Origin of the sequence: Bradyrhizobium elkanii USDA 76, assembly GCF_023278185.1 — a bacterium.
Classification (GTDB): domain Bacteria; phylum Pseudomonadota; class Alphaproteobacteria; order Rhizobiales; family Xanthobacteraceae; genus Bradyrhizobium; species Bradyrhizobium elkanii.
In genome coordinates this window covers 1,926,157-1,952,641 of record NZ_CP066356.1, presented here as the reverse complement: position 1 = coordinate 1,952,641, position 26,485 = coordinate 1,926,157, and the positions used below count along the sequence as shown (strand labels likewise).

The window sequence follows — 26,485 nt, the reverse complement described above, 5'->3', positions numbered from 1 at the left end:
CGCGCGTGTTGACGCGGCGCTGCGGTGCTCAATAGCGTTGGCGGTTGGGGTGGCTTGATGGTCGGTGATGGCGATGTCGAGAATAGAAGTGAGCGCGGAAGAGAAGGAATTGATTCTAATGCTGCGCGAATGGAAACGCGACGTGCGCGGATTTGGGTCGTCCGAGGTTTTGATTTCGCGGCAGCATGGACGCGGATGGGAAATCAGGCTTGGGCTTAACGCGGATCAAGTGTCGTCCATCGGATTGAGCTTCGGCTTGGCGTGGAATGCGCTTGTGGCAACACAGTTGGGTGCCGCACGATAGGCGCGACACGGCTAAGTTTGAATTATGATGCAACCATGGTGCCGGAACCGGTTGTGTTGGCACAAAGTGCACTTCCATCTAAAGCCGAGTGTGATCTGATCATCGCTCGGATCGGCCGAGCCCCACAGCGCATCAAACTCGGATAGTCCGAAACACTGGCGAAGACGGTTCCGACGTCGAAACCCCTCAGACTCACGTCGGGGCCGTCGAAAATGGTGGCGCCAATGAAGAATCGAACAGGCACCGAATGGGCCATCATCGCCGCTGAATGTTGGCTCGCAGTGGTCGCGGTGGCAATCTTGCTGATCGCGCTACACCCGGAAGTTGGCTGATTGCGACCCGCGCGGCTGTTGGGATTCAAGGGACGATTTTGGTTAGGGGTGATGCCCAGGCGAATGGCGCATGCCGCCCGCCGCAGAGGAGCAAGCGGAGCGTCGCCGCCCTCGCCGGCCGGAGCCTTCATCGCGTCTACCGCCCAGGAACCGGGATTTGGACGAAGTCACTGCAGTGCCATTCCAGGGCCGACCACGCGGTCGGCGACACCTAAAACAGCATCTCGAACATGCTTCAACGAGCAACTGTAGACGGAGATTCAGGAGTTGCGCCTTCAGCCGCGTCGTTCGACTGTTCGGCGGCAACGACGGAACGGATTTCGTCAATCCGCCGACAAGCGCGGATCGCACACTCTCTCAACTCATCGATCGATTGCGTTTCTGCCCGTGTCCTTTCAATCGCTTCGATTTGCGAATTGAGGGCTGCAAGTTCTGCCTGGAGCAGCTCAAGTAGCGATTGGTTGGAACCGACCGCCCTTTCCACCCATTTTGCCCGCATTGTCATCCCCAAATACGGCTATAGGTTCGTGACAACGATTCGTGTCGTCATTATGAACCAGAATGCCCCAAGCTTGGACCGGGGTCTCGCGTCACCGCCAAACGTTCCGACGGAGTCCGACCGCACTGCCGAACTGATCGTTGCGAGACGTGCAGTTTCGTTCGAGACCTCGAGCACGACTCATCGGCGAAGGTCGAACCTCGAACGAAACCACCCTTGATCGTGTTCTTAGATTTATCGCGACTGCAAATGCACGGCCTTTGCCAAGGCTCGCGCCGCCTCCTCCGGAGAAGCCTTGTCGGTATCGCCGTCGACCATGAGGTTAGCGGCGCGCATAGCCTCAACGGAAACTGAGCCGACAAGCGGAACAAGTGCTCGCTTCAGCCGCGCATCCGCGGAGCGCTTTGGCGCGACGAGGATCAGCGCATCATAGGAAGGGATCGCATGCTTCGGGTCAGCCAGCACGAGAAGATCAAGCGCCGCGATACGGCCGTCGCTGGAGAACGCGGAGATGACATCGGCCTCGCCGGATTCGAGAGCATGGTACATCATCGTTGGATTGAACGAGCGCCGCGTTCTGAACGACAGACCATAGGCATCCTTAAGCGAGCGCCATTCCGGTCGTCCCAGGAACTCAAGGTCATCGCCGATGGTGAGTTGGGGTGCAACACGAGCAAGATCGGCAAGCGACGTGACGTTTAGTGCCTGCGCTCTTTCTCGTTTCATCGCGAGAACGTAGGCATTTTCGAAACCGAGCGCGCCAAGTACCGTGACGCCCTGCTCTGCTTTCATCCAGCGGACAATTTCCGCCTGCATCTCCTCGCGTGGTGGCATGTCGGTGCGGCCGATGACATTGCGCCAGAGCGTGCCGGAGTAATCGACGTAAGCATCAATGTCGTTGTGAGCCAGCGCGCGAAAGGCGATAGCCGAACCGAGCCCATCCTTACGCGCTACGCCGGCTCCCTCAGCCTTCAGGCGGTCACCCATCAGGTCCGCCAGAATGAACTGTTCGGAGAAGCTCTTCGCGCCGATGACATAGGTTGCTGCTTCGTTCGAGAGCAGCGGCGCGAGACCGGCGAGCGTGCCGAGAGCAAGCCCGGCGATACCGAACACCACACGCTTCCTGTTGCGTTCGGACGCCCCTGTCTCCACGAGACCGAGACAGAAGTCGGTGATCAGAGCAAGCCCGGCCGCGGCGATGCAGCCGAACAGCACAGAAATCCAGTTCTCGGTTTGCAATCCCGTAAAGATGTAATTGCCAAGGCTGGTTTGGCCGACGGGCGTGGAAAGCGTGGCTGCTCCAATCGTCCATACAGCTGCAGTCCGCACCCCGGCCATGATGACAGGCGTGGCGAGCGGCGCCTTGACGCGTGTCAGAATCTGCTGGGGTGTCATACCAACGCCCTCTGCCGCTTCGACGACAGCAGGGTTGATGCCATTCAAGCCAACCACGCTGTTGCGCAAGATCGGAAGCATGGCATAGAGCGTCAATGCAATCAGCGTCGGCAAGAATCCCAGCGCGGGGATGCCGAAGCCGAACAGCCGCGCCGTCAATGTCGAGAGCGCAAGGAGCAACGGATAGAACAGTGCGAGCAACGCAAGTCCCGGTATGGTCTGGATCAAGCTCGCGATGGCAAGCACCAGCCTGCGTAGCCATGGTCGATCCGCTGCGAGGGCAGCCAGCGGCAGGCTGACGAGCAGTCCAAGCGCCAGCGCGGTGGCACAAAGTACAATATGTGGCGTGAGATAGGTGGGAAGCAGGCGCCAGGCGTCGAACAAAGCGTCTAATCGGGCACTGGAAAGCAGCTCTGCGCCGGCATCAGGCACGGACAGGTCCGTTCCTGGTCGCAAGCGCGGCGATACGTTCCGCTTGACGTCGCGGCACTTCCATTAAGGCGGTAACGTCCGGATCGTCAGACCCAGAGCCCATCATCAAGGCGTGCGGCGTATCGTCGGCGAGTATGCGGCCGTTCTTCATGACGACGATTCGATCAGCCATCAGCGCGGCCTCCTGGATGTCATGGGTCACCATCAGTGTCGTCATGCCGAACCGGTCGTGCAGCTCGCGGTAGGAAGAACCCAGGCTGTCGCGGGTGACAGGATCGAGCGCGCCCAACGGCTCGTCCATCAGAACAATGCGCGGTCGGGCGGCGATTGCACGCGCGACGCCAATCCGTTGGCGCTGACCTCCGGACAGCATGTGAGGAAAGCGGCCGGCGTAATCCTGCGGCAAGTCCACCATATCCAGCATCTCGGCCACCCGCGCTTCGATCGCCTTCGCCTGCCAACCACGCAACCTGAGTGTTACGGCAATGTTGTCGGCAACGCGCATGTGCGGAAACAAACCGATACCCTGAAAGACATAGCCAATGCTCCGCCGGAGCATCGGCGGCTCGGCTTCGCTTACAGGCACTCCGTCGATCCTGACTTCTCCAACGTCGGGATCGACGAGTCGATTAATGGTCTTCAGCAGCGTGGTCTTGCCCGATCCCGAGCCGCCCACGAGCGCAACCAGTGAACCCTGGTGCACGTCGAGCGATACGTTGGAAACAGCAACATTCCGCCCTCCATCGTAGGATTTTGATACAGCATCGATCTTGATATACGGCACGGAAGCAGACGGATTCGAAATCGGCGAAGCTGTCATGAGCAAGGCCTCCCTGTAGACTGCTGAACTGGCGGAAAGTAACCATGCAGGAGTCAGCGCATGATCCACTTGGGTGCACAGGTCCCCGGGTCACACCCACGCCCATCTTCGGAAAGCGAGCCCGTCACGGCTCCAACGCGACCTGCAAGCCGTCGTCGCCCTCAATATGAACGTAACGGGGTCCGATCGGACGCCCCCTGCCGCTGGCAACAGTGACAATGTGTTTCAGGGGAGCGGCGCGCGCATCCGCCTCAGGGCGGGACAACATCAGATCGGCGTGAAACAGCCCTTCCGACTCAAGACCGGTAGCATCGACGCCAAGAGCCGCCAGGCTGGCCAAGCAACTTTCAAACTCTTCGGCATCGCGAAAACGACGCTGGATAAAAGTCGCGCCGGTAAGACGTTCTGTCACGAGGCCACGCTTCTCGAACGTCGCGGCTAGCGAATCGAACGGGAACATTCGCAGCACGAACGAAATGATCCACGGGCGCTTCTCTGTCGCATCGAGAATCTTGCTGAACGTCTTCTCGGTGACGTAGCCGATGCACCCCGTCGACATGATGACATCCGCGGATCGGATAAGATCCGCGCTGTCCGCCGAGAGCGCCTCCGTTTCAAGATCAGCGACAATGCCCTGCTCAAGCAGACCGACACCCGTTGCATAGCTTATCGCCGGCGCCGAGATATCGAGACCGATAAATCGCGCCAGACCGACATCCGGCCAAGCCGCATAAAAATTGCGATCGAGACGCACCAATGTCTCAGAACCGATCGCCCTCATCTCGCGTCGCGCGTAGCGATGGCGCAAGCCCCCGAAAGTCAGTGGAAACCGATGCACCGCTGCGTTGATTCCGTATGAACAGCCAACATCAAGCACGGTCGGCTTGACGCCGGTTGCCGAAACCTTCGCTGCCAGAATTTGGCGCACAACCGGCTCAGCCACGTCCGGGATCATGTAATCCAAATCTCCCAGGACAGAGAAATATGCCCTGGGATCATCCAGGGCATAAATATCATCGAAGACGGCCTTGGACTGATTGATGTGCGAAAAATGTGTTTGCAACCCGGTCTCCTATTTCAACTTACAAGCCACTCGACGGCTGCTGCGTTCAAGTGCTTGATGCCCTATTGCAGAGATTGACCGGCGCATAAACCCATTGCGCTCTTTTCAATCCCGCGTCGTGGAACTGCGCTGAGCACTGATGTGCACGCGCGTGTAACGCGGCCTTTTTTCCAAACCATCGCCTGTAGGGGCGGCTTGATGTGCGGTCAGGATGATGCCGAAAATGCCAGTCGCTTTGGCAGCGAAAAGAATCAATTCTAATGCTGCACGCATGAAAGCGTGCGGACAGCCGGCCTCGACAATCCACAACGCAAATCAGGCACGGACGCGGCACGCTCACGTTGCGTGCCCGGTGGCGCCGGTCGCAGCGCCGAAGAACATCTCGCAGAAGCATGGAATGCACTCGCGTCAGCACAGTTGCCGACAACAGGTTGAGACCGCGCCAATAGGAAGGCCGCTCAGATGGGAATGATTGGCCTGCGTAGTTGGCCGATGGATCGAACTTGGCCTACGGACAAGGCGCGCTGGAGCAGTTCCTCGGCAACGGCAACTCACGCACGTGGTTTGGGGGCCATGTTAGAAAATGCGCCAAGCCGCCACGCCGAGGATGAATGAAGCTTGAAGCTGATTTGGTGGAACAGCAACTCGCGCATGCGCACAGGGCTATTGACGGTTTGCATCGCTCGCGAGGCCGATGTGCGGAACTTTGTCGGTTCCATTCCCGCCGATGAGACTCTGACAGCCTTGAACGGGCTGGCTCCTCGCACGGTATCGTCAGCGAGATTGAGCGTTTCCAAGGGTCTCGAACACCGTCTGCTGCCACCAATCACCTTCGATCTGATCAAGTACGGCGAGATCGAGCATCGGCCGCAAGGCGCTGCCTTTGGGCAGTACGATCGCATAGCTCTCGCTGCTGAAGCTGGTATCGACGACGCGAGCCGAGGCCGAGAAGTGGCTTCGAACCATCCAGGTCAGCAACGGCTTGTCATGAACAAAGGCATCGATTGTCCCACGCCCCAGCGCGGAGAGGCCGCCCTGGATGTCCGGAAACGTTCGAAACGAAAGCCGCTGACGAGACAAGTAGTCAGTAGTCGCGGAGTTCGCGACCGCGCCGACGCGCACGGACCGCAGGTCGTTGAAGCCGTGAACGGCGCCCTCGAGCCCTCGGCGCGTCAGGGTGGAGGTGATACCGGCGGTGAACACCGCAATCGCGATCACGGAAGCAATCATCCATCCCATTGCGACGATCCTCCCGGGGAGCGTTGTCGGAGCATTCTGAGCGGCTCCGGCCTGCGTCATGGCGATGGTCGACCACCAGAAGCTGGAGCCGAGTCCCTTGGCGCCACCACCAAAGTGCTCCGTTTTGCGCCGTTCCAGCATCCAGATGAGGAATCCGACCGCCATTGCGAAACCAAGCAGCACCGCGACAGCCTGGAAGAATCCGAAAGAGAGAAGCGCCCGTCCGATCGCGACCCAGGGGTTTTCGTTGACCGGTACCGCAACGCCGAGCCCGGTGTTGTAGAACGGCTGCGTAAAATCGACTTTGCGCGCACGCTCGGCAGTTACTGTAACCGCCGCGACGCCAACGTCGAATCTGCCGTTTGCGACGCCGTCCAGCAAATCCGGCACGCTCTGGGTTTCGACCAGGCGAAAACGTAGGTGTGCCTGATCGGCGATCCTTTTCCAGAGCGCGATGCTGATACCGCTCCAGCTCCCATCGGGTTGCTTGATCGCAAATGGCGGGGCCTCCTTGGTCGCCACGACCAATTCCTTGTCAGGGGGCGCGGCGGCTTGGGCGTGAAGGGCGCCGCAGCCGAACGCAAGCACCGCCAGCGCCAAGATGCCTAACCAGACTGGTCGAATCGACGTCCGCTGGCGCTTCGAGATTGGATTTCCCCGCCAGGCACTGTGGGCAGACGTCTCACACGACACCTCCCCCGTCAAATGGCGGTCGTGCAGAGCTGCCGGGAAAGCCTCGAATGAACTCATTGCTCACCTTGACGCATAGCGGGATTGCCGACCAGAGCACCGCTACTCCCTTTTGGCATTTCGTCACACACCTGTCCGTCAAAACAATGGCGAAGGAGTTCTCGGCCGCCACGGCGGCCGGACACTGCAGCGGAGAGAACCGGGCGCTCTTGCAACGTCGCCTTGAACACCTGCTTCCGAAGACAAAGGAAAACGGCAAGGTGCGCGGACCACATCCGTCCCTGCCCTATGAGGAGCTGTCGGCACTCGAGGCTGAGTTGGCTCGCCAAAACATGCATCAACGCGCGGATGCTTGAGACCAGCGTTTTGACCTGCACCAGACTCCGTTGTGACGACGCTGCTTTGCCGCTCCGGATCGAAGTACTGAGAAAGACATCCGCTATGCGGTGAATTCACGCGCAATGACCAGCCTCTGGATCTCGCTGGTACCCTCGAGGATGCGCAGCACTCTGGCCTCGCCTGGGAGGCTCGACACGTCGAATTCCTCGAATGCGCCATATCCACCGTGCACTTGCAGAGCGATATCTGCAGCTTCGCCCGCCATTTCCGTTGCGAAGAGCTTGGCCATCGACGTTTCCAACCGAAATGGCCGATCGGCGTCAGCAAGACACGCAGCGTTCCGGATCATCAGCTCCGCTGCGTGGATCTTCGTCAGCGCATCCGCGAGCGGAAACGTCAGCCCTTGGTGCTGGAAGATCGGCGTGCCCCCAACCTGACGACCGGAGCCGTACACCTTCGCAAGATCGATCGCCTTGCGCGCCAGTCCAAGACCCGTTGCCGCGACGAGTATCCGTCCGATACTCAGCGTCGTCAGGATTTGCCTCAAGCCGTCGCCGCGATTTCCGACCATATTCGCTTTGGGAACTCGACAGTCGTCGAGAAAGAGCTCTACAGAGTCAGCGACACGCCAGCCAATTTTGCGGCTCGCTTTTCCGACCCGGAAGCCAGGTGTGCCGACCGGCACCACGAATGTGGACAGTCCCTTCGCTCCCAAGTCAGGGTCCGTAACGGCCACAAACGTCGTGATGCCGTGGAGCGGCGTGCCGGCATTGGTGGAAAACACCTTGGAGCCACTCAAGACGAAGGAATCACCGTCCTCCACGGCACGCATCTTTACGCTCGCGACGTCCGACCCACCACTCGGCTCCGTGACGCCGAATGACGCGATGAAGTCACCACGACACAGCGGCTCAAGCCATTTTCTCTTTAAGTCGTCCGATCCGTAGCGAGCGATAACCGTCATGGGAGCGCTATTGCACAGGAAAATGGCGGCAAAGCCGGGCTCCGCGCGAGCGAGCGTCTCGGCGACAATGGCGGCTCCGCGTGTACCGAGCCCGCCACCGCCAAAAGCCGGATCATACGCCGTGCCCATGAAGCCAAGCGCAAGAAATTCCTTCACGAGTTCGATTGGAAACTCATGCCTGTCGGCGAAGGGCTTGATCCTGGGTCGCAGTGCGCCTGCGGTAAATTGCTCGAGACTGCCTTTTACCAAAGCTTCGTCTTCATTGAGATCCAAGAGCATTGGACCGCTCCTCGTGTCGGTGAGCCGGATGTAGTTCAGCGTTGTCTGAATTTATCGAGGGTCGCTTGAGCGGACGTCTCCCGACAGTTCTCGAGAAATAGACGATTTGCTTCGAAATCCATCGCTTCAGCGTCTTCCATAAGATAGTTCGAGAAAAAGCGCTTCGTCGCACGAACAGCGGGACGTGGTAGTTGCGCGAGCTTTTCCGCAATCGCAATCGCTCTCGTCAGCGCTTCGCCGTCATCGCAGCAGTAGTCGACGATGCCGATGGTGCGCGCATCTTCGGATTTGAGCGCTTCGAGACAAAAGCAGAGAAGGCGCGCCTTGACGAGCCCGACACGAGCGACCAAGGACCTGATTCCCCATGGGGTCAGCCAACCGTGGGGCACCTCCGGAAGACTAAAGACCGACGAACGCCCCGCTACGACCACATCGCAAGAGGTCGCCAGCGTCAGTCCACCTCCAATTGCGAACTTCTCGACAGCCGCGACGACGGGCTTTGCCAGATACCCTATCAAACGACCGAGATCGCCGCACTCTTGCTCGAACCGTCCCATTGCCTCGAGTTCGAGTCGGCCGATGAACTTCAAATCGCTTCCGGCACAAAACCCCGGAGCGGTGCCCGCCAGAACGACGGCGCCCACGTCGTCGTTGCGATCGAGCTCCAACAAGGCGGCTTTAACTCCGTCGACAAGAGGTCGGTCCATCGAATTCCGCCGGGCCGACCGCTGTAACATGATGATCGCGACGCCGTTACGTTTCTCGACGCTTACCGTCGTCTCTTCGTTACTCATTCGGTTCCACCTGGCACTTCATTGGGTTATGCGCTCAGATACATCTGCTTGACTTCCGTCGTTTCGGACAATTCCTTCGCATTTCCCGAGGTCACGATTCGACCGGATTGCAGCACGTAGGCGCGGTCAGCACAGCCCAGGGCCATCATGGCGTTTTGCTCGGCGAGGAGGATGGTCAGTCCTTCGTGCGCAAGATTTCGAACGATCCGCCCCAGTTCCTCGATGATGATCGGTGCAAGACCGAGGGTCGGCTCGTCCAGAAGCATCAGCGTGGGTCGGGACATCAGCCCTCGTCCGATCGCAAGCATCTGCTGCTCTCCGCCCGACATCGAGCCCGCCTTCTGATCCCGTCGCTCGCGGAGCCGCGGAAACATCGAGAATATTCGCTCCAGGTCGGCGCTAGCGTGATCGCGATCGGCTCGGTGATAGGCGCCGATAATCAGGTTCTCCTGGACCGAGAGCTTGGTGAATATCTGGCGTCCCTCCGGCACGAGAACGAGGCCGGCCCTCACACGGTCCACGGTGGAGGATTCCGTGATATCTTTTCCAGCGAGATGGATCGTGCCGCGATCGGACTTCTTCAACCCCGCCAGGGTTCGCAGCGTCGTCGATTTGCCGGCGGCATTAGGGCCGATCAAAGTGACCACTTCGCCCTTCTCCAGCTTGAAGGACACCTCTCTGATGACCTTCTGCTTGCCGTAGCTGACGCTGAGGTTCGATACATCAAGCATGCTTCTTGCCCAGGTAAGCCGCGACAACGGATTCGTCGGCGAGAACGTCGGAGGTCTTTCCGGAGGCAATGACCGCGCCGTGGTGGAGCGCGATCGAACGGTCCGCAAGCCGGCCCAGAAAGCCGACCTTGTGGTCGATAATGCACAGCGTGACGCCGTGAGACTTGAGGTCTCTGAGAACCGCGTCGAGATTCGCGATCTCGTCATGACCCAGGCCGGAGGCCGGCTCATCAAGGAGCAGAAGTTCTGGTTCACAAAGCATACCCATTGCAACGCCGAGCATCTTCTCGCCACCATAGGAAAGCGCAGCGGCTTGTTCGTTCCTCTGGCTGGAGAGGCGGCAAAGCGCGAGGACTTGGTCGATCTTCTGCTCCAGCAGACGGTCCAGACCGACGGGCATGCCCCCGATCAGCGTCCGTAAGCGATTGATTCCCAGCTCGCGCTTGATGTGCAGGTGACATGCGATGCGCATGTGTTCGACGACCGTCAGCTCAGGAAAGAGCTGCGGATTCTGAAAGGTCTTGACCAACCCTTGCTGAGCAACCTCGAACGGCGACAGGGTGCTGATATCGTTCCCTTTCCAGAGAATCACGCCGCTGGTTGGCTTCAGGATCCCGGCGATCAGACTCAAAGTCGTGGTCTTTCCGGAGCCGTTGGGTCCAAATATCCCAATGATTTCCCCGCGCTCGATGCCGAACGCTACGTTGGACACGGCGGTGAGGCCGCCAAAGCGCTTGGTGAGGCTTTTTACGTCAAGCAGCATGTTTTCTGCTCGTAAGTAGGCCGACGATACCCTTCGGCATCACCAGGATCACGAAGATGAGGATGGAGCCGTACAGAGCAATGCGAAGCTCGGCGCTGAGCTCGATCACGTGCGGCAAGGCGGTGAGCACGAGGGCGCCGACAACGGGGCCGATCAGGGAATTGACGCCTCCCAGGAGGACCATCGCGATGATGTCGAGTCCGAGCGAGATCGAGAGGAAATGCGGCTCGACGAACCCTGCGTAGAAGCCGTAGAAAGCTCCAACCAGCCCGGCAAGGCCGCTGCCGATTGCGAAGCCGAGCAACTTGTACTTGAAGACGTCGATGCCCAGCGTTTCGCCCAACTGGTCGTTCAGTCGGATGGCGGCAAGACAACGTCCGATCCAGGACTTCAGGACACGGCTGCACACACCGTATACGACCACCAGCAGAGCCAGCGTCAGGTAGTACCAAGCGACCCCGCCCGCAATCGCAAACGTGCCCGATGGCGTCCAGATCTTCGGCGTATCGACGATCGTAATGCCGAGGGAGCCGTTCGTGATGCTGTTCCAATTCAGTGTGATCAAGCGCAGCACTTCGGAAAATGCCAGGGTGACGACGGCAAAATAGAATTCTTTGAGTTTGAAACGGAAGCAGATCGTTCCGACGATAAGAGACAGGATCACGACAATGGCCAGGGCGGGGACGATCGCCAGCCAGAAGTTCCAACCGAACGTAGTCACCAGGATGGTCACCACGTACGCGGAAACTCCGAAGGACGCGGCGTGAAACATGGAAAGCTGGCCGGTGAATCCGAAGATCAAATTGAAACTGACCGCCAGCGACGCCGCCATAAAGCCGTAGACCGCAATGGCAAGCACCGAATCGCTGTGAATGAAGGCCGGAACTGCAAGGGCGAGCAGCAGCCCGACTAAAATTGCGTGCTTCACGACCGATCTCCAAACAGGCCGCCCGGACGGACGAGAAGAATCAAGATGAGAAATACGAGACCGTAAGCGTCCCTGAACGCCGACGAAAAAAACACCGATCCGATGTTCTCGCTGATGCCGAGAATGATGCCGCCGCCCAATGCGCCGAGTACGCTGCCGACGCCGGCGAGAATGGCAGCCTCGACCGCCTTGAGGACGTAAGCCGATCCGATCGTTGGTTCGATCGAATACATGCTCGCGTATAGACCTCCACCGAGACCCGCCAACGCCGTCGAATAGACCACGACGATCGTCTGGAGCCTTCCCGTGCGGATGCCCATAAGAGCCGCGGCTTCGGGATTCTGTGCGTAGGCGAATGCCGCGCGCCCCAACCACGTCCGCGTCAAGGCGAGATATGTGCCAAGGATCACAGCCAGGAATACCGCGGCGACCGCGACCTTGATCTTCGGCAGAACGATGCCGGCTACCTTGAGGGCGCCAGGAAGCACGTAAGTCAGATCTTTGGGCGTGGTCGTGAAGGCCGCGAGGACCAAGGCCTCGAAGACCGAAATCATGCCGATGGACACCAGCAGACCGTTGACCAGGTTGCCGCGAGTGAAGCGAAACAGGGCAAGATCCGAAACGTAACCGAAGATGCTCACGACCACGACGGCGCCAATGACGGCCACGGGGTACGGGAAACCCACGACGTCGTAGAGATACCAGGTCGCGTAGGCGCCAAGCATCATGAACGCGCCGAGCGCGAAATTCACCACGCCGGTCAAGCCGAATGTGAGCGTTACGCCCAGCGCTATGATGCCGTAGAGCGTACCCACGATTACGCCATTCAGCAATTGTCCGATGACTAGCTGCGTCATTGATCGAAGGTCCGCGGGAGGCGCATTTCGTGACGCCTTCCCGAGTGGAGAGAGAGAGAGAGAGAGAGAGAGAGAGAGCGCTCCGGCTCCGCCGGAGCGCGACGAACGAGCCTTACTCCTTGGTCGGGTCGTAAGGCACTCTCTCGATGGCACCACCCTTGCGCACGTGGACGACATCGAACCCGAACACGGCCTCTCCGGTCTTGTCGTATTTGATTCTCCACATGCCCTCATAGGTCATGCTCATCAGAGCAGCACGGATCTTTGCCACGTCGTCGACCGTGCCAGCCTTCTGCATGGCCTCCACGAGCATGTAGACATGATCGTAACAAGATGAGGAGCAAAGCGGTGCTTGATCGTAGGGAAATTCGCGCTTGAACAGCTTCTGATAGCTTTCGATAAAGGCGCGGACCTTCGGCTCGGTCTTTTCAGCACCCTCGAAATACTTCGGAACGTATGCGATATAGTCTTCGATTGCGTCCTTGTTCTTCAGCGCCGGCCCGATGGAGCCACGAACGAGAAAGAAACGATTGCCGAAACCGGATTCGGTCGACTGCCTCACGATATCGTAGAGGACGGCATCCGAATAACCCGGGAAGAGAATGTCCGGCTTGCCCGCCGCGAGCTTCGCGAGTACCGCGCTGAAGTCCTTCGTGCCGGGCTCGAACAATTCGACCTGCAGTTCAATTCCGGCATCCTTCAAGAGCGCGCTATAGATATCGACGGCGGTCTTGCCGAAGGCGTCGTTCTGGAAAAGCATCGCCACCTTCCTGGTATTGAGCTTCTTCAAATAGTCCACCATCAGCTTGCCGAAACCCGCTGACCCCGCGTCCCAGTTCCAGGTTCGCAGCAGATAGTCATGGTCGGGCTTGCCAAGCGCTGCGTGCGCCGACGTCGCGCCCGCGAACAGCAGGAACTTGCCGTTGTTCTGATTGGCTATCGGCTCGATGGCGTTGAAGACGTTGGTCAGAAATGGCCCGAAGACGAAGTGAACTTTCTCTTCCATCATCTTGCGGAACTGCACGGTCGCCTCGCGGGGCTCGCCGCGCGTATCGACCTGCTGCAGTTCGAGCTTGTAAGTCCTGTCGCCTACCTTGAAGCCGCCCTTCGCGTTGATTTCCTCGACCGCAACCTTGGTACCCTGCGCCGACATCCAGCCGTAGGTAGCGGTTGCGCCGGTCAGGGCCTCGATCTGCCCGATCTTGACGACGTCTTCGGCCTTGGCCGCCGATCCGAACAGCAGTCCGGAAGCGATGCCCCCTGCAATCAGGGCCCCTTTCCAGCAAGACATGAATATCCTCCCTCGGCGTCGTTGCGCTTGTGTTGTACTAGTAATATCTTACAAAAGTTTCGTCAACACATCATTGCGTTTTCCTGGATGATGGCCGCTCAGCCCTGGGAGGGGGTCGATTTAGGTGTGCGCATTGTGTGAGATCCGCTCGCGCTGCGCTTGTCCCGAACGTCGCAGCGAGGATATTCGTAAGAGACACCCACATCGCGCCTTGCGCGCGCTAAGAGCTTGGCGTCCAATGGCGAAAAAGGTCGGAGTACCTTCCCCTCCCGAATCTCAGGCCGACACGGCTCACCGGCGGCTCGAGGAGATGATCGTGACACTGCAGCTGCCGCCCGGCAGTCACTGGTCTGAGGAGGGATTGGCAGAGGAGATCGGCATCGGCCGCACACCGGTGCGCGAGGCGGTGAAACGCCTTCAGGCGGACCGTCTCGTGACCATTCTGCCTCGACACGGCTTGATGATTACCGAGATAAATGTTCATGAGCAGTTGTTGGCGATCGAGCTGCGGCGCGAACTCGAGATTTTCATTTCGATAAGGGCGGCTCGCCGCATCCTCGCAAGCGACCGAGAGCGCCTTCTCGCCGCTGCCGACGAAATCGAAAGCGCGGGCAAGCACGGCAACCTCGAAAAATACTTGCGTGAGGTCTTTAAAGCGAACGGTCTTATCGCCGCGGCTGCCGGCAACCCATTCGCAACCCGCTCAATCTCGCCGCTTCACGCGATGTCGCGGAGATTCTATTACAGGTACGAGAGCGACCTGCAGAACCTCGGTGCAATGGGCGTCCTTCACGCGGCGCGAGCACGCGCGGTTTCGCAGCATGACGAGCAAGGGGCACTCGTTGCCGTCACCGCTCTGATGGAGCAGATCGAAAATTACACACGACAGATATTCGAGATCAGCGTCGGGTCGGGCAGATGATCGGCATCCCCGGTCTCGTCGAAACCGGGGAACTTCCTAACCGGCTTGCCCCCGAACTGCACTTGTCCGACCGGGATCGACGAAGAAGCTCGCATCCATCAACTTCAGTTCGTCTGCGACTTGCCAAGGGGCGAACTCCATCTGCTCGAGCACATCGCGCCGAACGTCGATACCTGGCGCCACTTCCGTCAGCACCAGTCCCTCCGGAGCAACTTCGAATACTGCTCGCTCGGTGATCACCAGGGCGGTCTGGCCGCGCTTGACGCCGTCGGTAACCGCGTAAGTGATGTGCTCCACCTGCTTCGCGAACTTGCGAACCTTGCCTTCCGTGACGATGCTCAGTTTCCCGCCGCCAAAGCCGACATCGAGCCCTCCAGTGGTAAAGGTTCCGGTAAAGACCAAGCGCTTGGCGCTTTGCGCGATGTCGATAAAGCCGCCCGCGCCTGGATTGGCGGCGCCGAACTTCGATACATTGACTCGGCCGCGCTGGTCGAACTGAGCGAAGGCGAGTGCCGCAAAGTTGCACAACCCTCCATCAATGGCATCGAACTGATAGACGCCGTCGAGGATCGCATCGGGATTCAGATTCGCGGAAAACTGCCATCCAGACATGACAATCCCGCCGTAGGATCCGTGCTCGGTGGTAAACCAATAGTCCTTGAGCTCGTCGCCGTGAAGCAGCCCCTGCTCCGCCATTACGAGCGGCACATCGGCCGCCGCCCCAAAACCAAAAATGGAGAGTTCGCGTTTCCGCACTTCCTTCGCTGCCCGCGATGCGACGACCTTGTCGGCGGACGACGGGATCGGAGGGAGTTGAGACAGCGCCCTGCGCTCACCGCCGAAGTAAGCCGGGTCGAACTCGACGTCGGTCGTCATCATCATCTTGGGGTCGACGACGACTGCATCGACAAACATGCCTGGAATCCGGACTTCGGATGCGGCTCTCTGGCCGTGAGGCACGGCTCGCCGCACTTGCGCTACGACGCGGCCGCCATGGGCCTTGGCTGCCAGCACCAGCGCAATATTCGAGGACACAAGCGCCTCGTTCTCGAAAGACAGATTTCCGAACTCGTCTGAGGTCGATGCGTAGATGAACACGGTGTCCAACTTCCATGCCGGATAGAATAGATACGGCTTTCCGTCGAATTCGATTTTTCTCACGAGATTGTCTCGTGCTCTTTCCGTGAACCGGCCGCCGCCATTGTCGGGATCGATGTAGGTACCGATCCCGATTTCGGTCATGTAACCTGGACTACGACGAGCTATCTCGCGTAGCCAATGCATCGTCGCTCCGATCGGCCAGGAGTAGGCTTCGATCCTGTTCTCACGGATGAGACGCATGAGCTCGGGTCGCTTTCCCGTCTTGGGGTCGACAGGATTGATGTATGAACCGCTCACCATGCGCTTCATCAATCCTTCCTGCGCTACGTGGTCCATGCCCTTGATGCCCTGAGCGTCGCCAGTCCCGACCGGGAAGTAGAAGGTCAGGTTTTTCGGGCTGCCTGTCTTACGGAATTTGTCGCCAAGGGCCTTCAAGAGAGTATCGGGCGTTACCCAACCGATCACACCCACGCAACCTACCGAGGATCCGTCCTGAATGGATCCAACTGCCGTCGCGGCATCGACGATTTTGTTCACGACTTCACCGTAAAGCGTTCAAAGGTTTTTTGGGAACTCGGCGTTTCGCAGTTCGACGCGAACTCCCGGGACGAGACTTCGTCCAGGCGCTCGGCGTCCGCCATGATGAAGCGGTCGAAGAAGCGCTTCGTCGACGCGACGGCTTCGGGCGGCACTTTGGAAAGACCGACGGCAATCTCCGTTGCCAGAGAAAGCGCGGCGCCCGGCTCGGCGACGTCATCGACCAAGCCGATCCTCGCCGCCTCGATCGTGTCGATCGAAGCCGCGCCCCACGTGAGACGGCGCGCCCGCACCGGACCGACCCGAGTCAGGAGCGCCGTAAGCCCCCACGGCGGCAGCCAACCGTTCGGGGCTTCCGGCAGATGCCATCGCGCGTTCGACGCAGCCACCACGATGTCGCACGATGCCGCAAGGATCATTCCGCCTCCCAGAGCGTATCCTTCGACGGCCGCGATGACCGGCTTGGCGCGGTAGCCGATCGCGCGCGCGAACGTTGCGGTTTCGGCCTCGTGCTTGCACATATCCGCGATAGAGAGGCCGGCCAGCTCCTTGAGGTCGCTTCCGGCACAGAATGCGGGCGGGGCGCCCGTCAGCACAATTGCGCTGATCGCGTCATTGCGCTCTGAATCGGCCAGGGCGGCGTTCAGATCCCGCATGAGCTGCGAACCCAACGCATTGCGGCGCTCCGCGCGATTGATCGTAACGATGGCGATCGGACCTTGATTGTCTAGCTTGATCATCTGTTCGCGATCCTGTTAATCGAGACGCGCGCCGTCGGCGTTCACCGCTGCTCTCACTTGCTGCCCGTCGATGTGCCTTGGCGCGATTCCGTCGCGCACCGCGATCACCGCTGCATGACCGATCGCATGACCGTAGGAGAAACACTGAGCCGTGACACGCGCTGAAGCGACTGCTTCGTGCTCCGCCGAGAGGCAGCGGCCGGCAACCAGCAACCCCTCCCCGCGCTCCGGCACGAAGCACCCATACGGCACTTCGTAGTAGTCGTTCAGCAGCCACTCGACGCGAGGCTTGACGCCCGAGTGCAGCTCGATCGGCCAAGGCGAGACCGCAATGCCGTCCGACGACTTGGTGCCTTTGACGACGTCTTCGTTTGAAAGCCTCTTTACACCAGAGACCTGACGGGTCTGGCGCACGCCGACCTGGACGCCCGTATCGTTCAGAAAGGCGGTTTCGCATCCCACGAGATGATCGCGAAAGAAACGGGCGTATTCTCGCGCCTGAAGCCTTCCCTCGATTTCGGCGTCGGTGAAATCCTGATGGAAGAGCGTGTTGAGCTCGCGCCCGTCCGGCCCGATCACGCGCGTGCAATTACACAGTAACTCGTCGGGTCGAGTGGTGGGGAATAGCCAGATTTTGGCGCGCGGCAGCCGGTATTCACCCGCATTGTGCTTTGCGCGGATCATGTCGGATATCTTTTCCGGCATGATGGTGTCGGCACCGTATTCTGTGACGAAACGACCGATATCGACACCCATCATTCGAAAGATCATCGTCGGGTTCTGAACCCTGCCATTGTCGCCAATGAAGCTGGGCAAGCCGGCCATTGCGACGACATCGGCATCTCCGCTCGCGTCGACGACAACTTTGGCGCGCGCATCGAGGGGTCCCTGTTTCGTCCAAATGACCACCCCTCCGATCCTGTCGCCCTCCATGCTCACGTCACTAGCGACAGCATGGAACACGACGCGTACTCCGGCTTCCCGCAGCATCGCGTCTGCTTCCTCGCGCCAAATCAGGGGGTCGTGGACCCGCGCCCACGTCTTTCCGTAGAGCAGCGGATCGCCAAGCCCGCCTTTGGCTTCCAATCGGCGGCAAAATTCGTCGGCAAAACCAAAAACAACCTGCTTCGGTTTGGCGTTGATCGCTTCGGTCGCCTCATACAGACCGCACACCGTGCCCGACAGCCCAGCCACAGCCCCGCCGCCGCAAAAGCCATACCGCTCCACGAGCGTGACTTTCAGACCCCTTCGAGCGGCGGTTACAGCGGCCGCAACTCCTGCGGCTCCCCCTCCGACGACGAGCACATCGCTATCGACACGGTTAGACCCACGGGCGTCCAATTGTGTTCTCCCTGTGATATCTTAGTGGTGTATTACAATTATTTCAATGCAGGTTTGTTTGCAAGCGCCTTCGGGCAAAAAATTGCCGGCGATCGCGCGGCGGATTTGCGAGTGACAGGATTAGCTGCTTAGAGGCAGCAGCGGCGACTGCGGGCTGGTGGCGACGAGAGGGGGTGAAGTTGACTTGCCGCTCACACTTTCGGGGCAGCATATCGCCGAATGAAAGTCGATGATGCCCGCAGCACTTCACCTTCGACTCGTGCACCCGACAGTGTGCTGACCCGCTTGGTGCCCAAGAACGGAATGCCTCGCCCGGAGACATCGACTTGCTCGGTTCGTACTGAGGTATCTCGTCCACTGACGATACGGTTTTCGCAATCACGGTCCCAAGCCGTGCCGTCAGGCGTCGCGCATTGCAGAAAATCGTGGTTTCGCGCAGAAAATCGTACGATTGATAGCGGGGAGAGCTACCGCCCTTTCCTCACACCCGCGATGCCTGCGCTACCTTCTTCTATCTTCGGCTTGAGGCAACGCCCCCTGTTTCGCCGTCCCACTTCTGCTTCCAGCCGAAGCGGATCGTCGATCCCCGGCAAGGCCAAGCACCGTGTCCGAGAACCGCTCGCCCTGCACCAGGACGTGGTCGTGAAGGCGGCTCGCGGCGAGCTGCTCGTCGCCAGCGCGGATCGCCTTCAAAATCCCGGCGTGCTCCTGTAGCGACTGCAGCAAACTGTTGCGCGCACGAAGCTGGATGCGTCGATAGGCGCTCAAGCGCTTGCGCAGAGCGAAGGCCTGATCGGCCAGGAAGCTGTTGCGGCACGCGCGGTAGATCGCTTCGTGAAAATCGCGGTTGTCCGCGTAGTATTGCTCGCTGTCACCTTCCCGCGCCGCCACCTCGCAAGCTTTGTGCGTCACGTCCAATCCCGATGATGGTCCGCGGATCCCGGGCGCGGTGGGACGTCCCCTGCCTGCCGTCAAGGTTATCACAGACCCAGAGAGCGGTGCCGGGCTGCCCACGGACGAGGTCGGTATGAAGTGAAGGGACCGAACGTGGTCGCGGGCTACTGGAATCGCCGACTTCGGCGAGGGCGTTACGGCTGCCGTGCGATCCCCCGGCGCAACGGTGGATGAACGCGCCATTCTCGCGGCGCTATCGGGACGGCTGGCAAAATTCAAGCAGCCGAAGCGTATTGTCTTGTTCAGCGGCGAACCTGAAACGCGCTGCTGGGACCCGCGACGTGATCATCCGCATGTTATCCGTCGCGCGGTATTGCGGATTCTCAAGGATCGCGGCGATACCGCGGACGGCCTTCCGTTCACCGGCTGCGAGCGATGTGTGTGTGGCGCCATTCAAGAGTGGCGCGTAACGACACCCGTCGGCGTGGCAAAACCCTGGAGAGTCTTGATCCGCTTCTCGAGCCACCAGCCGAACTCCGGCGACCAATCTTCGAAACGGCTGTTGATGCCGAGATCGTGCGCCCAGTGGTGGGCGATGTTGGGATTGAACTGCGACTGCCGCCCGACGGCAATAAGGTCGGCCTGGCCTTTCTGAAGGATGGCCTCGGCCTGCTGCGCCTCGAGAATGATGCCGACGGCCATGGTGGTGATATCCGCCTCCTTGCGCACGCGCTCGGCAAAAGGAACCTGGAAGCCGAGGCTGCGGGGCACTTGCGCTGCCGTAGCCGCGCCGGAGATTCCGCCGGAGGAACAGTCGACGACGTCGACGCCGCGCGCCTTCAGCTCGTGCGCGAAGGCGACCGTATCATCCATGTTCCAGCCCTCGACGGTGCCGTCGACGGACGAGACGCGCACGAACAGCGGCATGTCGGCCGGCATTTCGCGGCGCACCGCCTCGACGATCTCGAGCGGCAGCCGCATGCGCCCGGCGCGGTCGCCGCCATATTCGTCATTGCGTGTGTTGGAGACCGGCGACAGGAACGAGGCCAGCAGATAGCCGTGCGCGGTGTGGATCTCGATGGTGTCGAAGCCGGCGGCAACCGCCCGCCTTGCAGCGGCTGCCCAGGTGCCGACCATGGCCTTGCATTCGGCGGTGGTCAATTGCCGTGGCGTCAACCAACCCTTGGCAACCGGCTCGGCGGTCGGGCCGACCGGCTGCCAGATCCTGGCGCCGGCTTTCAGATTCTCCTCGGTCAGCGGCCCCATGCCCTGCATGGCCGACTGTGCCGACGACTTGCGGCCGCCATGGCCGATCTGGATGCCGATCGCCGTCCCCTGACGCTTCATGAAGGCGACCAGCGGCTTGAAGCTCTCGGCCTGCTCATCATTCCAGATGCCAAGGTCGTTTTCGTTCGTGAGTCCGACTTCCTCCACCGCCGTCACTTCGACGAAGACGAGCCCGAAGCCGCCCAGCGCATAGCGACCAAGATGTACGAGATGAAACGCTCCGCAGGTATTTCCCGGTTCGCAGCTGTAATGGACCATCGGCGGCACAACGAGGCGGTTCTTCAGCGTAAGGCCTCGAATCGTGAGTGGCTGGAACAGCATCGGCCGCTCGTCTTCTTTGCCGTTGATCATTTCGCCACTCATGGAACTGTCTCCTTGCATGCTATGGCCGTCCGGTCGTGCCATGGACGGCAATTCTTCAGGTACGTCTTGGGGGTCCCAGCGATGCGCGCGGAATGAACTCGTTGGGCACGAGCACGCGCCGCGGCTCGTGCGGACCGTCGTTTCGGATGCGATCGAGCAGCATGCCGGCCGCAATCCGGCCAACCTCCGCCTGATCCCAGCCGATGATGGCGACCGCCGGCGAGACGAGCTCAGCAAGCTCGGAATGGCCTGACGCGATCAGCGACACGTCCTCCGGTATCCGCAGGCCTCGCCCGCGCACCGCGCGCAGCACGCCAGACAGCATGTCGATGCCGCCGGAAATGATCGCGGTCGGAGGGTTGCGCTGGCCGAGCAATGCCGAGGTGATACGAAATCCCGCACCGGGCAGGAAGCTCCCGGCGTGAACGAGCGAAGGATCAGGCTCGAGATTTCGCGCGGCAAAAGCCTCCTGATAGCCGCGAACGCGTTCGCGCGCCGGATAGAGCCCGGCGTCGCCGGTGATCAGCGCCACGCGCCGATGACCAAGATCGAGCAAATGACTGACCGCGACACGCATCCCTTCGGCGTGATCGGCCATAACGGCATCAGTCCAATCCGGCTGATCACGATCGATCAGCACGATCGGAATATCGAGATCGCGCAGGAAGGACTCGAACTCGCCGGCGACCGGCGTGTATGGCCCCATCATCACGCCGTCGGCCTGCCGCCGCGACAGCCGGCTGAGCAGCTCTCGCTCACGCTCCTTGCGGCCTTCCGAGTTGGAGATGAGCAGCGAGAAGCCGACCTCGTCCAGCACGTCGTGCGCGGCTTTGACGAAGCCCGCGAGTTGCGGAATGTTGATCTCACGCAAGATGCAGCCGATCGTGTGGGTCGACCGGATGCGCATGCTCTGCGCCACCGCGTTCGGCGTATAGCCCAGATCATCGATTGCGCGCTGGACCTTCCGGCGGATGTCGGGATGGACGGTGGCATTGGCATTGAGCACCCGCGACACCGTGCCGGTCGAAACGCCCGCTGCGGTCGCCACGTCGCGAATCGTCAATTTGCTTCCGCGACCTGCCGTTTGCTGTTCTGCCATCACAATCACCGGGGGCTGAGATCTCAATCCCCTGCACATTACGCGGAAGCCAATTCGGCCGCAGGTGCTATCCGCTGGCCGAAGGCAAATGATTTGTGCATTTCTCCACCGTGATCCAAACGGCCTGGCCTCCCCTCCTTGTTCCGGACCGATCAGATGGCGTCGGCTTCGATGATATTGCGGCTCATACTTCGAACGCCCACTGCTCCGCCACCAGGCTGTATCGGCCTGCCTCGCGCCGCATATGTCCGAACCCGGGGAAATGCAGATGCATACCGCCGACCAGCATGTCGTCAGTGACAACCATGTCGAACATCATCTGACGAGCGGCCGCAGCGGCCTCGGGGTCGGTGTCGAATTCCATCGTCACTTCCGGACGTGCAACCTGGATCTCCGGCACATGGACCGTGTCACCCCAAACCACCATTGATTCGCCGCCGCGCGATACGACATAGGCGGCGTGGCCGGGGGTATGACCGTGGATCGGGATCGCCGTGACGCCCGGGAGCACCTCGCCCTTCCGGAAAGTCTTGACGCGATCGGCAGCCATATAGGGCTTCAGCTGGGTGCGGCCGGCCTCGAAATAGCGGCGCCGGGGCCGCTCGGCCGCCTTGGCCATCGCCTCGTCGTTGAACCAGTGATTGATCTCGTTCTCATGGACGATGATTTCCGCGTTGGGAAACAGGCGCGTTCCGGTCGCGGCATCGGTCAGCCCGTTGGAATGGTCGGGATGGACATGGGTCAGCAGCACCGCGTCGACCGAGGCCGGATCGATGCCGGCGGCAGCGAGATTTTCCGGCAGGCGACCGCAGGTCGGCCCCATCAGATCCGCTGATCCGCAGTCGATCAGGTAGGTCCGACTGTCCATGCGCACGGCAAAGGCGTTGACCGAGATGAGCGGCGGCGAGGTGCGGTGATCGCGCGCCAGAATGGCCTTGGTTTCCTCCTCGGGGATATTGCGAAAGATCGTGTATCCCATGTCGACATAACCGTCGCTGAGGCCGGTGACGAGCGCGTCGCCAAGTCTGCGGTGATAGACGCCTGCGACTTGCGTTGAGGCTGAAGTGCTCATTGTGCGTCCCCTTGCCAAAATCTTGCAACGATCGCTGCATCGTCGCGCCTGTGGTGCCAGCTCCGGCCCACGCCAAGTTGTGCCTTCGACCAGAGCCTGATCTGCATCAGCGCATAGGCCCAGGTGACGGCAAACACGTCCATCACGGGAGCGCCGGCAATGCGGTGGACGCCGTGACGAACCAGGAGTTCCGCCAGCACGCCTTCCGCCGGAATGATGACATCGGCCCCTCGCGCCACCAGGCGCTCGGCCGCGGCCCTGAAATTTGCGATGACCGGAGCCGGATCGGCGTAAGCACGCGCCAGCTGCGGCTCGTCGAGCGGCGGATCCATCGCCGCGACCTCGAGCACACGCGCCGCGAGCTTGTGCTTGTCGACCGCAACCTTGGTCATCCACTGCACCGCCGGCGCATTGGAGATCAATGCCACATAGCTGCCAAGCGAGCAGCCGACCAGAAGACCACTCTCGGTCAGCGAGGCGACGGGAATATCCACCGCGGAGCGGATCTCACGCAGAAACGGTTCGCTGAACGAGCCTATCACGAAGGCATCATAACCCTGCCGCTCGGCCATGATCGCATTGTCGATCACCCGGCTGAGAATGCGGTGATAGGCGAATGCATTGCCGAGCACCGCAGTGGCCGAAGCGCCGGCGTATGATCCGGACGGAAGCCCGTGAACGACGACCTCGGCGTCATCGCCAAGGATTTCCGCCGCATGGGCCTCGAGCGCACGCTTGTAGACTTCGAGGTGATCGAGCTCGTTGACCGACTGGTGCCAGATACGCGGCGTCGATCCCTTCCCAGGCATTGCCGCGCTCATGCGTCGCCCCGGTCGTTGGTCAGGCGCAGCGAACGGATCGACCCGAGATCCTCGATATTCCAGAGCTGCTCGAACAGTGCTGCGGCCTGGCCTTGCTTGAACACCCGGGTCGCGCAGTCCATGAACTTATCCTGCAGTTCGTCGCGCGAAAGCGGGCGCTGCCAGCTGCCCTTGGCATGAACCACCGGCGCGTGCTCAAGCACCTCGCCCGACGCCAACACGACGCTGACGCGGTCGTCCGGCGCGAACGGCTGATCTCCCGGCATGATTTCATCGGTTGTCGTGCAACGGACCTTGGCGAAGGTGGCGCCGACGTCGGGCCGCGAGACGAACTCATCGGTGAGCTCGGACAGCCCGACGCGGCCGGCGATCAGCGCGGCGGTCATCGCGAATTCCATGCTGAACTTGGCCTCGAGACCGGTCTGGGGATTGGTGTTGCGCAACATCAGCCTTTGGGTGACGCCGGTGTGGACCCGAATTTCCTTCACGTCGTCGGGTTTGAGCTTGTGCGCTTTCACCAGGTCAATCATCGCATCGATCGAACGATGGGTCGCATAGCAGGTCGGATAGCGCTTCACATTGATGCCGAGATCGGCAAGCCGCCAGTTGCGGCCGATATCGATCGTGCCGTTTTCGATCTCCGGCGTGCCCGAGGGCGAATGGGCACGCAGGAAGCCGGTTTGGTGCTCGAGCACGTCCAGCGATGCGGTAAATCCCTGATCGGCGAGGCGCGCGGCAAGCACGCCGGATTGGGCGGTGCGGCCGGCATGCAGCGATTTGGTCATGGTGCCGAAATTGGCAACCAGTCCGGAGGCGAGCGAGGCGGCGATCGCGATGGCATGCGCGGTCTTCGTGGAGTCGAGATTGCGCAGCCGCGCACAGGCGGCCGCGGTGGCGAGCGCGCCCATCACGGCCGTCGGATGAAAGCCGCGCTCATGGAGGTGACCGGGCTCCAGCGCAATGACCTGCGCCCAGACTTCGTAGCCCGCGGCATAGGCGGCGAGCGCGTCGGCGCCGCTGGAGTCGAGCGACCACCCTTCGGCCAGGATGGCGGGCACCAGCACGGTGCTCGGGTGTCCGGCGAGCGCCACGTCGTCATAGTCGAGCACATGCGCCGCGACGCCGTTGACGAGCGCGGCATCTGGCGCCGCGAGATTGCGGCCCGACGGAACCTCGGGCGCGCCATCGTTCTGGGTGGACGCGGCCACCATCGCCGACACGATCCGCACCGGCTGCTCGGCGGCGCCAGCGATCATGACGCCGACGCAGTCGATGATGCCGGTCCGCGCCGCCTCGCGGCAGCGGCCGGACAGATCGGACAGCTTGAGGCCGGCTACAAAATTCGCCGTCTGACGCGTGATATCCAGCATGGGTCGTCTCCTCAGTAGGAACGCGGAAGACCGAGCACGTGCTGCGCCACATAGGCCAGCACCATGTTGGTCGAGATCGGGGCTGTCTGGTAAAGACGGACCTCACGCCATTTGCGCTCGACGTCGTATTCCTGCGCAAAGGCGAATCCGCCATGGGTCTGGAATGTCGTATCGGCCGCTTTCCAGGTGGCCTCCGACGCCAGCAGCTTGGCGATGTTGGCGTCTGCTCCGCAGGGCTGCCCGGCCTGGAACAACGCGGCGGCGCGGCGGCACATCATGTCGGCGGCTTCGAGTTCGGCGTAGGCGCGCGCCAGCGGAAACTGGATGCCCTGGTTCTGGCCTATCGAGCGGCCGAAGACGCGCCGCTCATTGGCGTAGGCGACGCCCTTGCCGAGAAGCCAGCGCCCATCGCCGACGCATTCAGAGGCGACCAGGATCCGCTCGGCGTTCATGCCGTCGAGGATGTAGCGAAAGCCCTTGCCTTCCTCCCCGATGAGATTGGCGACCGGCACTTTCAGGTTCTCGATGAACACCTCTGTCGTGTTGTGATTGACCATCGCCTTGATCGGGCGGATTTCGACACCGTTGCCCTTGGCCTCACGCAAGTCGACCAGGAACACCGAAAGTCCGTCGGTGCGCCGCTTCACCTGATCGACCGGACTGGTGCGCGCCAGGAGCAGCATCAGGTCGGAGTGCAGCGCCCGCGACGTCCAGACCTTCTGGCCGTTGACGACATAGACGTCGCCCTGACGCTCGGCGCGGGTTTTGAGCTGGGTGGTATCGGACCCGGTATTGGGCTCGGTCACGCCAAAGGCCTGCAGCCGCAGCCGGCCTGCCGCGATCTCCGGCAGGTACGTCCGCTTCTGGGTCTCGTTGCCGTGACGGAGCAACGTACCCATGATGTACATCTGGGCATGCGCGGGACTGGCGCTGCAGCCATTCGCATTGATCTCTTCGAGGATCACCGCGGCTGCACGCAGCGGCAGGCCCGAACCTCCGTATTCCTCCGGGATCAACGCGCCGAGGAATCCCGCTTCCGTCAACGCCGCGACGAATTCGGTCGGATAGGCGCTTTGGTCGTCGAGCTTGCGCCAATATTCGCCCGGAAAGCCCTTGCAGATCTGCCGCACCGTGTTGCGCAGGTCGGAGAAATCCTCCCCCAACGCGACGGTGACCTCCATGTCGGCGGTTTGGGCGGCGTCGTGATAGTTCATGTCA

General features: G+C 60.9%; 25 protein-coding genes and 1 pseudogene. 4 read left to right on the top strand and 22 right to left on the bottom strand.

What is annotated here, in order from left to right; all coding sequences use genetic code 11:
- The first annotated feature begins 67 nt into the window (after positions 1-67).
- Positions 68-304, top strand: coding sequence for a hypothetical protein (locus tag JEY66_RS09490; RefSeq protein WP_018273478.1), 237 nt, complete (start codon positions 68-70; stop codon positions 302-304).
- A gap of 567 nt (positions 305-871) precedes the next feature.
- On the opposite strand, the gene JEY66_RS09485 is transcribed toward JEY66_RS09490, so the two are convergent.
- The 5 genes from JEY66_RS09485 to JEY66_RS09465 form a co-directional block, all read right to left on the bottom strand.
- Complete coding sequence (locus tag JEY66_RS09485; RefSeq protein ID WP_125459102.1) at positions 872-1,135, bottom strand: hypothetical protein; 264 nt, start codon at positions 1,133-1,135, stop codon at positions 872-874.
- A gap of 234 nt (positions 1,136-1,369) precedes the next feature.
- Positions 1,370-2,914 carry an ABC transporter permease/substrate-binding protein gene (locus JEY66_RS09480; RefSeq protein ID WP_018273479.1) on the bottom strand — a complete coding sequence of 515 codons (1,545 nt, stop codon included), beginning with the start codon at positions 2,912-2,914 and terminating at the stop codon, positions 1,370-1,372.
- Positions 2,915-2,954: 40 nt separating this feature from the next.
- The gene (locus JEY66_RS09475; protein ID WP_038375661.1) at positions 2,955-3,782 is read right to left on the bottom strand and encodes an ATP-binding cassette domain-containing protein; all 828 of its coding nucleotides are present in this window, start codon (positions 3,780-3,782) and stop codon (positions 2,955-2,957) included.
- Between the two features lie 124 nt (positions 3,783-3,906).
- Positions 3,907-4,845 (bottom strand): hypothetical protein, encoded by a 939-nt coding sequence (locus JEY66_RS09470; protein WP_016844223.1) that lies wholly within the window; start codon positions 4,843-4,845, stop codon positions 3,907-3,909.
- A gap of 774 nt (positions 4,846-5,619) precedes the next feature.
- Positions 5,620-6,684 carry a transporter substrate-binding domain-containing protein gene (locus JEY66_RS09465; RefSeq protein WP_018273480.1) on the bottom strand — a complete coding sequence of 355 codons (1,065 nt, stop codon included), beginning with the start codon at positions 6,682-6,684 and terminating at the stop codon, positions 5,620-5,622.
- Between the two features lie 140 nt (positions 6,685-6,824).
- Here JEY66_RS09465 and JEY66_RS09460 point away from each other — a divergent pair, with 140 nt between their 5' ends.
- Entirely contained in the window at positions 6,825-7,130 is a 306-nt protein-coding gene (locus JEY66_RS09460; protein WP_016844221.1) for a hypothetical protein, read from the top strand.
- A gap of 83 nt (positions 7,131-7,213) precedes the next feature.
- Here JEY66_RS09460 and JEY66_RS09455 read toward each other — a convergent pair whose 3' ends face one another.
- From JEY66_RS09455 to JEY66_RS09425, 7 genes are all read right to left on the bottom strand, one after another.
- Positions 7,214-8,356 (bottom strand): acyl-CoA dehydrogenase family protein, encoded by a 1,143-nt coding sequence (locus tag JEY66_RS09455; protein WP_016844220.1) that lies wholly within the window; start codon positions 8,354-8,356, stop codon positions 7,214-7,216.
- A gap of 35 nt (positions 8,357-8,391) precedes the next feature.
- On the bottom strand, positions 8,392-9,150 hold the full coding sequence (locus tag JEY66_RS09450) for an enoyl-CoA hydratase/isomerase family protein (RefSeq protein ID WP_018273481.1): 759 nt from the start codon (positions 9,148-9,150) through the stop codon (positions 8,392-8,394).
- 26 nt (positions 9,151-9,176) lie between these two features.
- Entirely contained in the window at positions 9,177-9,881 is a 705-nt protein-coding gene (locus JEY66_RS09445; protein WP_016844218.1) for an ABC transporter ATP-binding protein, read from the bottom strand.
- Positions 9,874-10,644, bottom strand: a complete 771-nt coding sequence (locus JEY66_RS09440) for an ABC transporter ATP-binding protein (RefSeq protein WP_016844217.1) — start codon at positions 10,642-10,644, stop codon at positions 9,874-9,876. Before JEY66_RS09440 ends, JEY66_RS09445 begins: the two co-directional genes overlap by 8 nt.
- Positions 10,634-11,572 (bottom strand): branched-chain amino acid ABC transporter permease, encoded by a 939-nt coding sequence (locus JEY66_RS09435; RefSeq protein WP_016844216.1) that lies wholly within the window; start codon positions 11,570-11,572, stop codon positions 10,634-10,636. The genes JEY66_RS09440 and JEY66_RS09435 overlap by 11 nt, the downstream gene beginning before the upstream one ends.
- Positions 11,569-12,429: a branched-chain amino acid ABC transporter permease gene (locus JEY66_RS09430; RefSeq protein WP_016844215.1), complete on the bottom strand. Its 861-nt coding sequence runs from the start codon at positions 12,427-12,429 to the stop codon at positions 11,569-11,571. Before JEY66_RS09430 ends, JEY66_RS09435 begins: the two co-directional genes overlap by 4 nt.
- A 112-nt stretch (positions 12,430-12,541) precedes the next feature.
- Positions 12,542-13,720, bottom strand: a complete 1,179-nt coding sequence (locus JEY66_RS09425; RefSeq protein ID WP_016844214.1) for an ABC transporter substrate-binding protein — start codon at positions 13,718-13,720, stop codon at positions 12,542-12,544.
- Positions 13,721-13,958: 238 nt separating this feature from the next.
- Between JEY66_RS09425 and JEY66_RS09420 the strand changes: the two genes are divergently transcribed.
- Positions 13,959-14,642, top strand: a complete 684-nt coding sequence (locus tag JEY66_RS09420; RefSeq protein WP_016844213.1) for a GntR family transcriptional regulator — start codon at positions 13,959-13,961, stop codon at positions 14,640-14,642.
- A 36-nt stretch (positions 14,643-14,678) separates the two neighbouring features.
- Here JEY66_RS09420 and JEY66_RS09415 read toward each other — a convergent pair whose 3' ends face one another.
- The 4 genes from JEY66_RS09415 to JEY66_RS09400 form a co-directional block, all read right to left on the bottom strand.
- Positions 14,679-16,280: an acyl CoA:acetate/3-ketoacid CoA transferase gene (locus tag JEY66_RS09415; protein WP_018273482.1), complete on the bottom strand. Its 1,602-nt coding sequence runs from the start codon at positions 16,278-16,280 to the stop codon at positions 14,679-14,681.
- A complete protein-coding gene (locus tag JEY66_RS09410) occupies positions 16,277-17,020 on the bottom strand; it encodes an enoyl-CoA hydratase/isomerase family protein (protein WP_016844211.1) in 744 nt (247 codons plus the stop codon). Before JEY66_RS09410 ends, JEY66_RS09415 begins: the two co-directional genes overlap by 4 nt.
- 15 nt (positions 17,021-17,035) lie before the next feature.
- Complete coding sequence (locus tag JEY66_RS09405; protein WP_240536863.1) at positions 17,036-18,325, bottom strand: FAD-dependent oxidoreductase; 1,290 nt, start codon at positions 18,323-18,325, stop codon at positions 17,036-17,038.
- Between the two features lie 537 nt (positions 18,326-18,862).
- On the bottom strand, positions 18,863-19,273 hold the full coding sequence (locus JEY66_RS09400; RefSeq protein WP_240536862.1) for a GntR family transcriptional regulator: 411 nt from the start codon (positions 19,271-19,273) through the stop codon (positions 18,863-18,865).
- On the opposite strand from JEY66_RS09400, the pseudogene JEY66_RS09395 reads away from it, so the two are divergent.
- Positions 19,272-19,571: pseudogene (locus JEY66_RS09395) on the top strand (malonyl-CoA synthase); the annotation flags it as partial. The gene JEY66_RS09400 and the pseudogene JEY66_RS09395 sit on opposite strands and share 2 nt — an antisense overlap.
- A 137-nt stretch (positions 19,572-19,708) precedes the next feature.
- On the opposite strand, the gene JEY66_RS09390 reads toward JEY66_RS09395, so the two are convergent.
- From JEY66_RS09390 to JEY66_RS09365, 6 genes are all read right to left on the bottom strand, one after another.
- The gene (locus JEY66_RS09390) at positions 19,709-20,905 is read right to left on the bottom strand and encodes an NADH:flavin oxidoreductase/NADH oxidase (RefSeq protein ID WP_240536861.1); all 1,197 of its coding nucleotides are present in this window, start codon (positions 20,903-20,905) and stop codon (positions 19,709-19,711) included.
- A 55-nt stretch (positions 20,906-20,960) separates the two neighbouring features.
- Positions 20,961-21,968 (bottom strand): LacI family DNA-binding transcriptional regulator, encoded by a 1,008-nt coding sequence (locus JEY66_RS09385; RefSeq protein ID WP_240536860.1) that lies wholly within the window; start codon positions 21,966-21,968, stop codon positions 20,961-20,963.
- Between the two features lie 220 nt (positions 21,969-22,188).
- Positions 22,189-23,076: an MBL fold metallo-hydrolase gene (locus JEY66_RS09380; protein WP_018273484.1), complete on the bottom strand. Its 888-nt coding sequence runs from the start codon at positions 23,074-23,076 to the stop codon at positions 22,189-22,191.
- Positions 23,073-23,885 (bottom strand): aspartate/glutamate racemase family protein, encoded by an 813-nt coding sequence (locus JEY66_RS09375; RefSeq protein WP_125459103.1) that lies wholly within the window; start codon positions 23,883-23,885, stop codon positions 23,073-23,075. The genes JEY66_RS09380 and JEY66_RS09375 overlap by 4 nt, the downstream gene beginning before the upstream one ends.
- An 8-nt stretch (positions 23,886-23,893) precedes the next feature.
- Positions 23,894-25,267, bottom strand: coding sequence for an MmgE/PrpD family protein (locus tag JEY66_RS09370; RefSeq protein WP_016844205.1), 1,374 nt, complete (start codon positions 25,265-25,267; stop codon positions 23,894-23,896).
- Positions 25,268-25,278: 11 nt separating this feature from the next.
- On the bottom strand, positions 25,279-26,481 hold the full coding sequence (locus JEY66_RS09365; RefSeq protein ID WP_016844204.1) for an acyl-CoA dehydrogenase family protein: 1,203 nt from the start codon (positions 26,479-26,481) through the stop codon (positions 25,279-25,281).
- Positions 26,482-26,485: the final 4 nt, after the last annotated feature.

Coding starts and splice junctions, on each gene's coding strand:
- JEY66_RS09490 (WP_018273478.1), top strand. CDS start 68: ATGGCGATGTCGAGAATAGAAGTGAGCGCGGAAGAGAAGGAATTGATT.
- JEY66_RS09485 (WP_125459102.1), bottom strand. CDS start 1,135: ATGCGGGCAAAATGGGTGGAAAGGGCGGTCGGTTCCAACCAATCGCTA.
- JEY66_RS09475 (WP_038375661.1), bottom strand. CDS start 3,782: ATGACAGCTTCGCCGATTTCGAATCCGTCTGCTTCCGTGCCGTATATC.
- JEY66_RS09460 (WP_016844221.1), top strand. CDS start 6,825: ATGAACTCATTGCTCACCTTGACGCATAGCGGGATTGCCGACCAGAGC.
- JEY66_RS09455 (WP_016844220.1), bottom strand. CDS start 8,356: ATGCTCTTGGATCTCAATGAAGACGAAGCTTTGGTAAAAGGCAGTCTC.
- JEY66_RS09450 (WP_018273481.1), bottom strand. CDS start 9,150: ATGAGTAACGAAGAGACGACGGTAAGCGTCGAGAAACGTAACGGCGTC.
- JEY66_RS09445 (WP_016844218.1), bottom strand. CDS start 9,881: ATGCTTGATGTATCGAACCTCAGCGTCAGCTACGGCAAGCAGAAGGTC.
- JEY66_RS09440 (WP_016844217.1), bottom strand. CDS start 10,644: ATGCTGCTTGACGTAAAAAGCCTCACCAAGCGCTTTGGCGGCCTCACC.
- JEY66_RS09430 (WP_016844215.1), bottom strand. CDS start 12,429: ATGACGCAGCTAGTCATCGGACAATTGCTGAATGGCGTAATCGTGGGT.
- JEY66_RS09425 (WP_016844214.1), bottom strand. CDS start 13,720: ATGTCTTGCTGGAAAGGGGCCCTGATTGCAGGGGGCATCGCTTCCGGA.
- JEY66_RS09420 (WP_016844213.1), top strand. CDS start 13,959: ATGGCGAAAAAGGTCGGAGTACCTTCCCCTCCCGAATCTCAGGCCGAC.
- JEY66_RS09410 (WP_016844211.1), bottom strand. CDS start 17,020: ATGATCAAGCTAGACAATCAAGGTCCGATCGCCATCGTTACGATCAAT.
- JEY66_RS09390 (WP_240536861.1), bottom strand. CDS start 20,905: ATGAGTGGCGAAATGATCAACGGCAAAGAAGACGAGCGGCCGATGCTG.
- JEY66_RS09380 (WP_018273484.1), bottom strand. CDS start 23,076: ATGAGCACTTCAGCCTCAACGCAAGTCGCAGGCGTCTATCACCGCAGA.
- JEY66_RS09375 (WP_125459103.1), bottom strand. CDS start 23,885: ATGCCTGGGAAGGGATCGACGCCGCGTATCTGGCACCAGTCGGTCAAC.
- JEY66_RS09370 (WP_016844205.1), bottom strand. CDS start 25,267: ATGCTGGATATCACGCGTCAGACGGCGAATTTTGTAGCCGGCCTCAAG.
- JEY66_RS09365 (WP_016844204.1), bottom strand. CDS start 26,481: ATGAACTATCACGACGCCGCCCAAACCGCCGACATGGAGGTCACCGTC.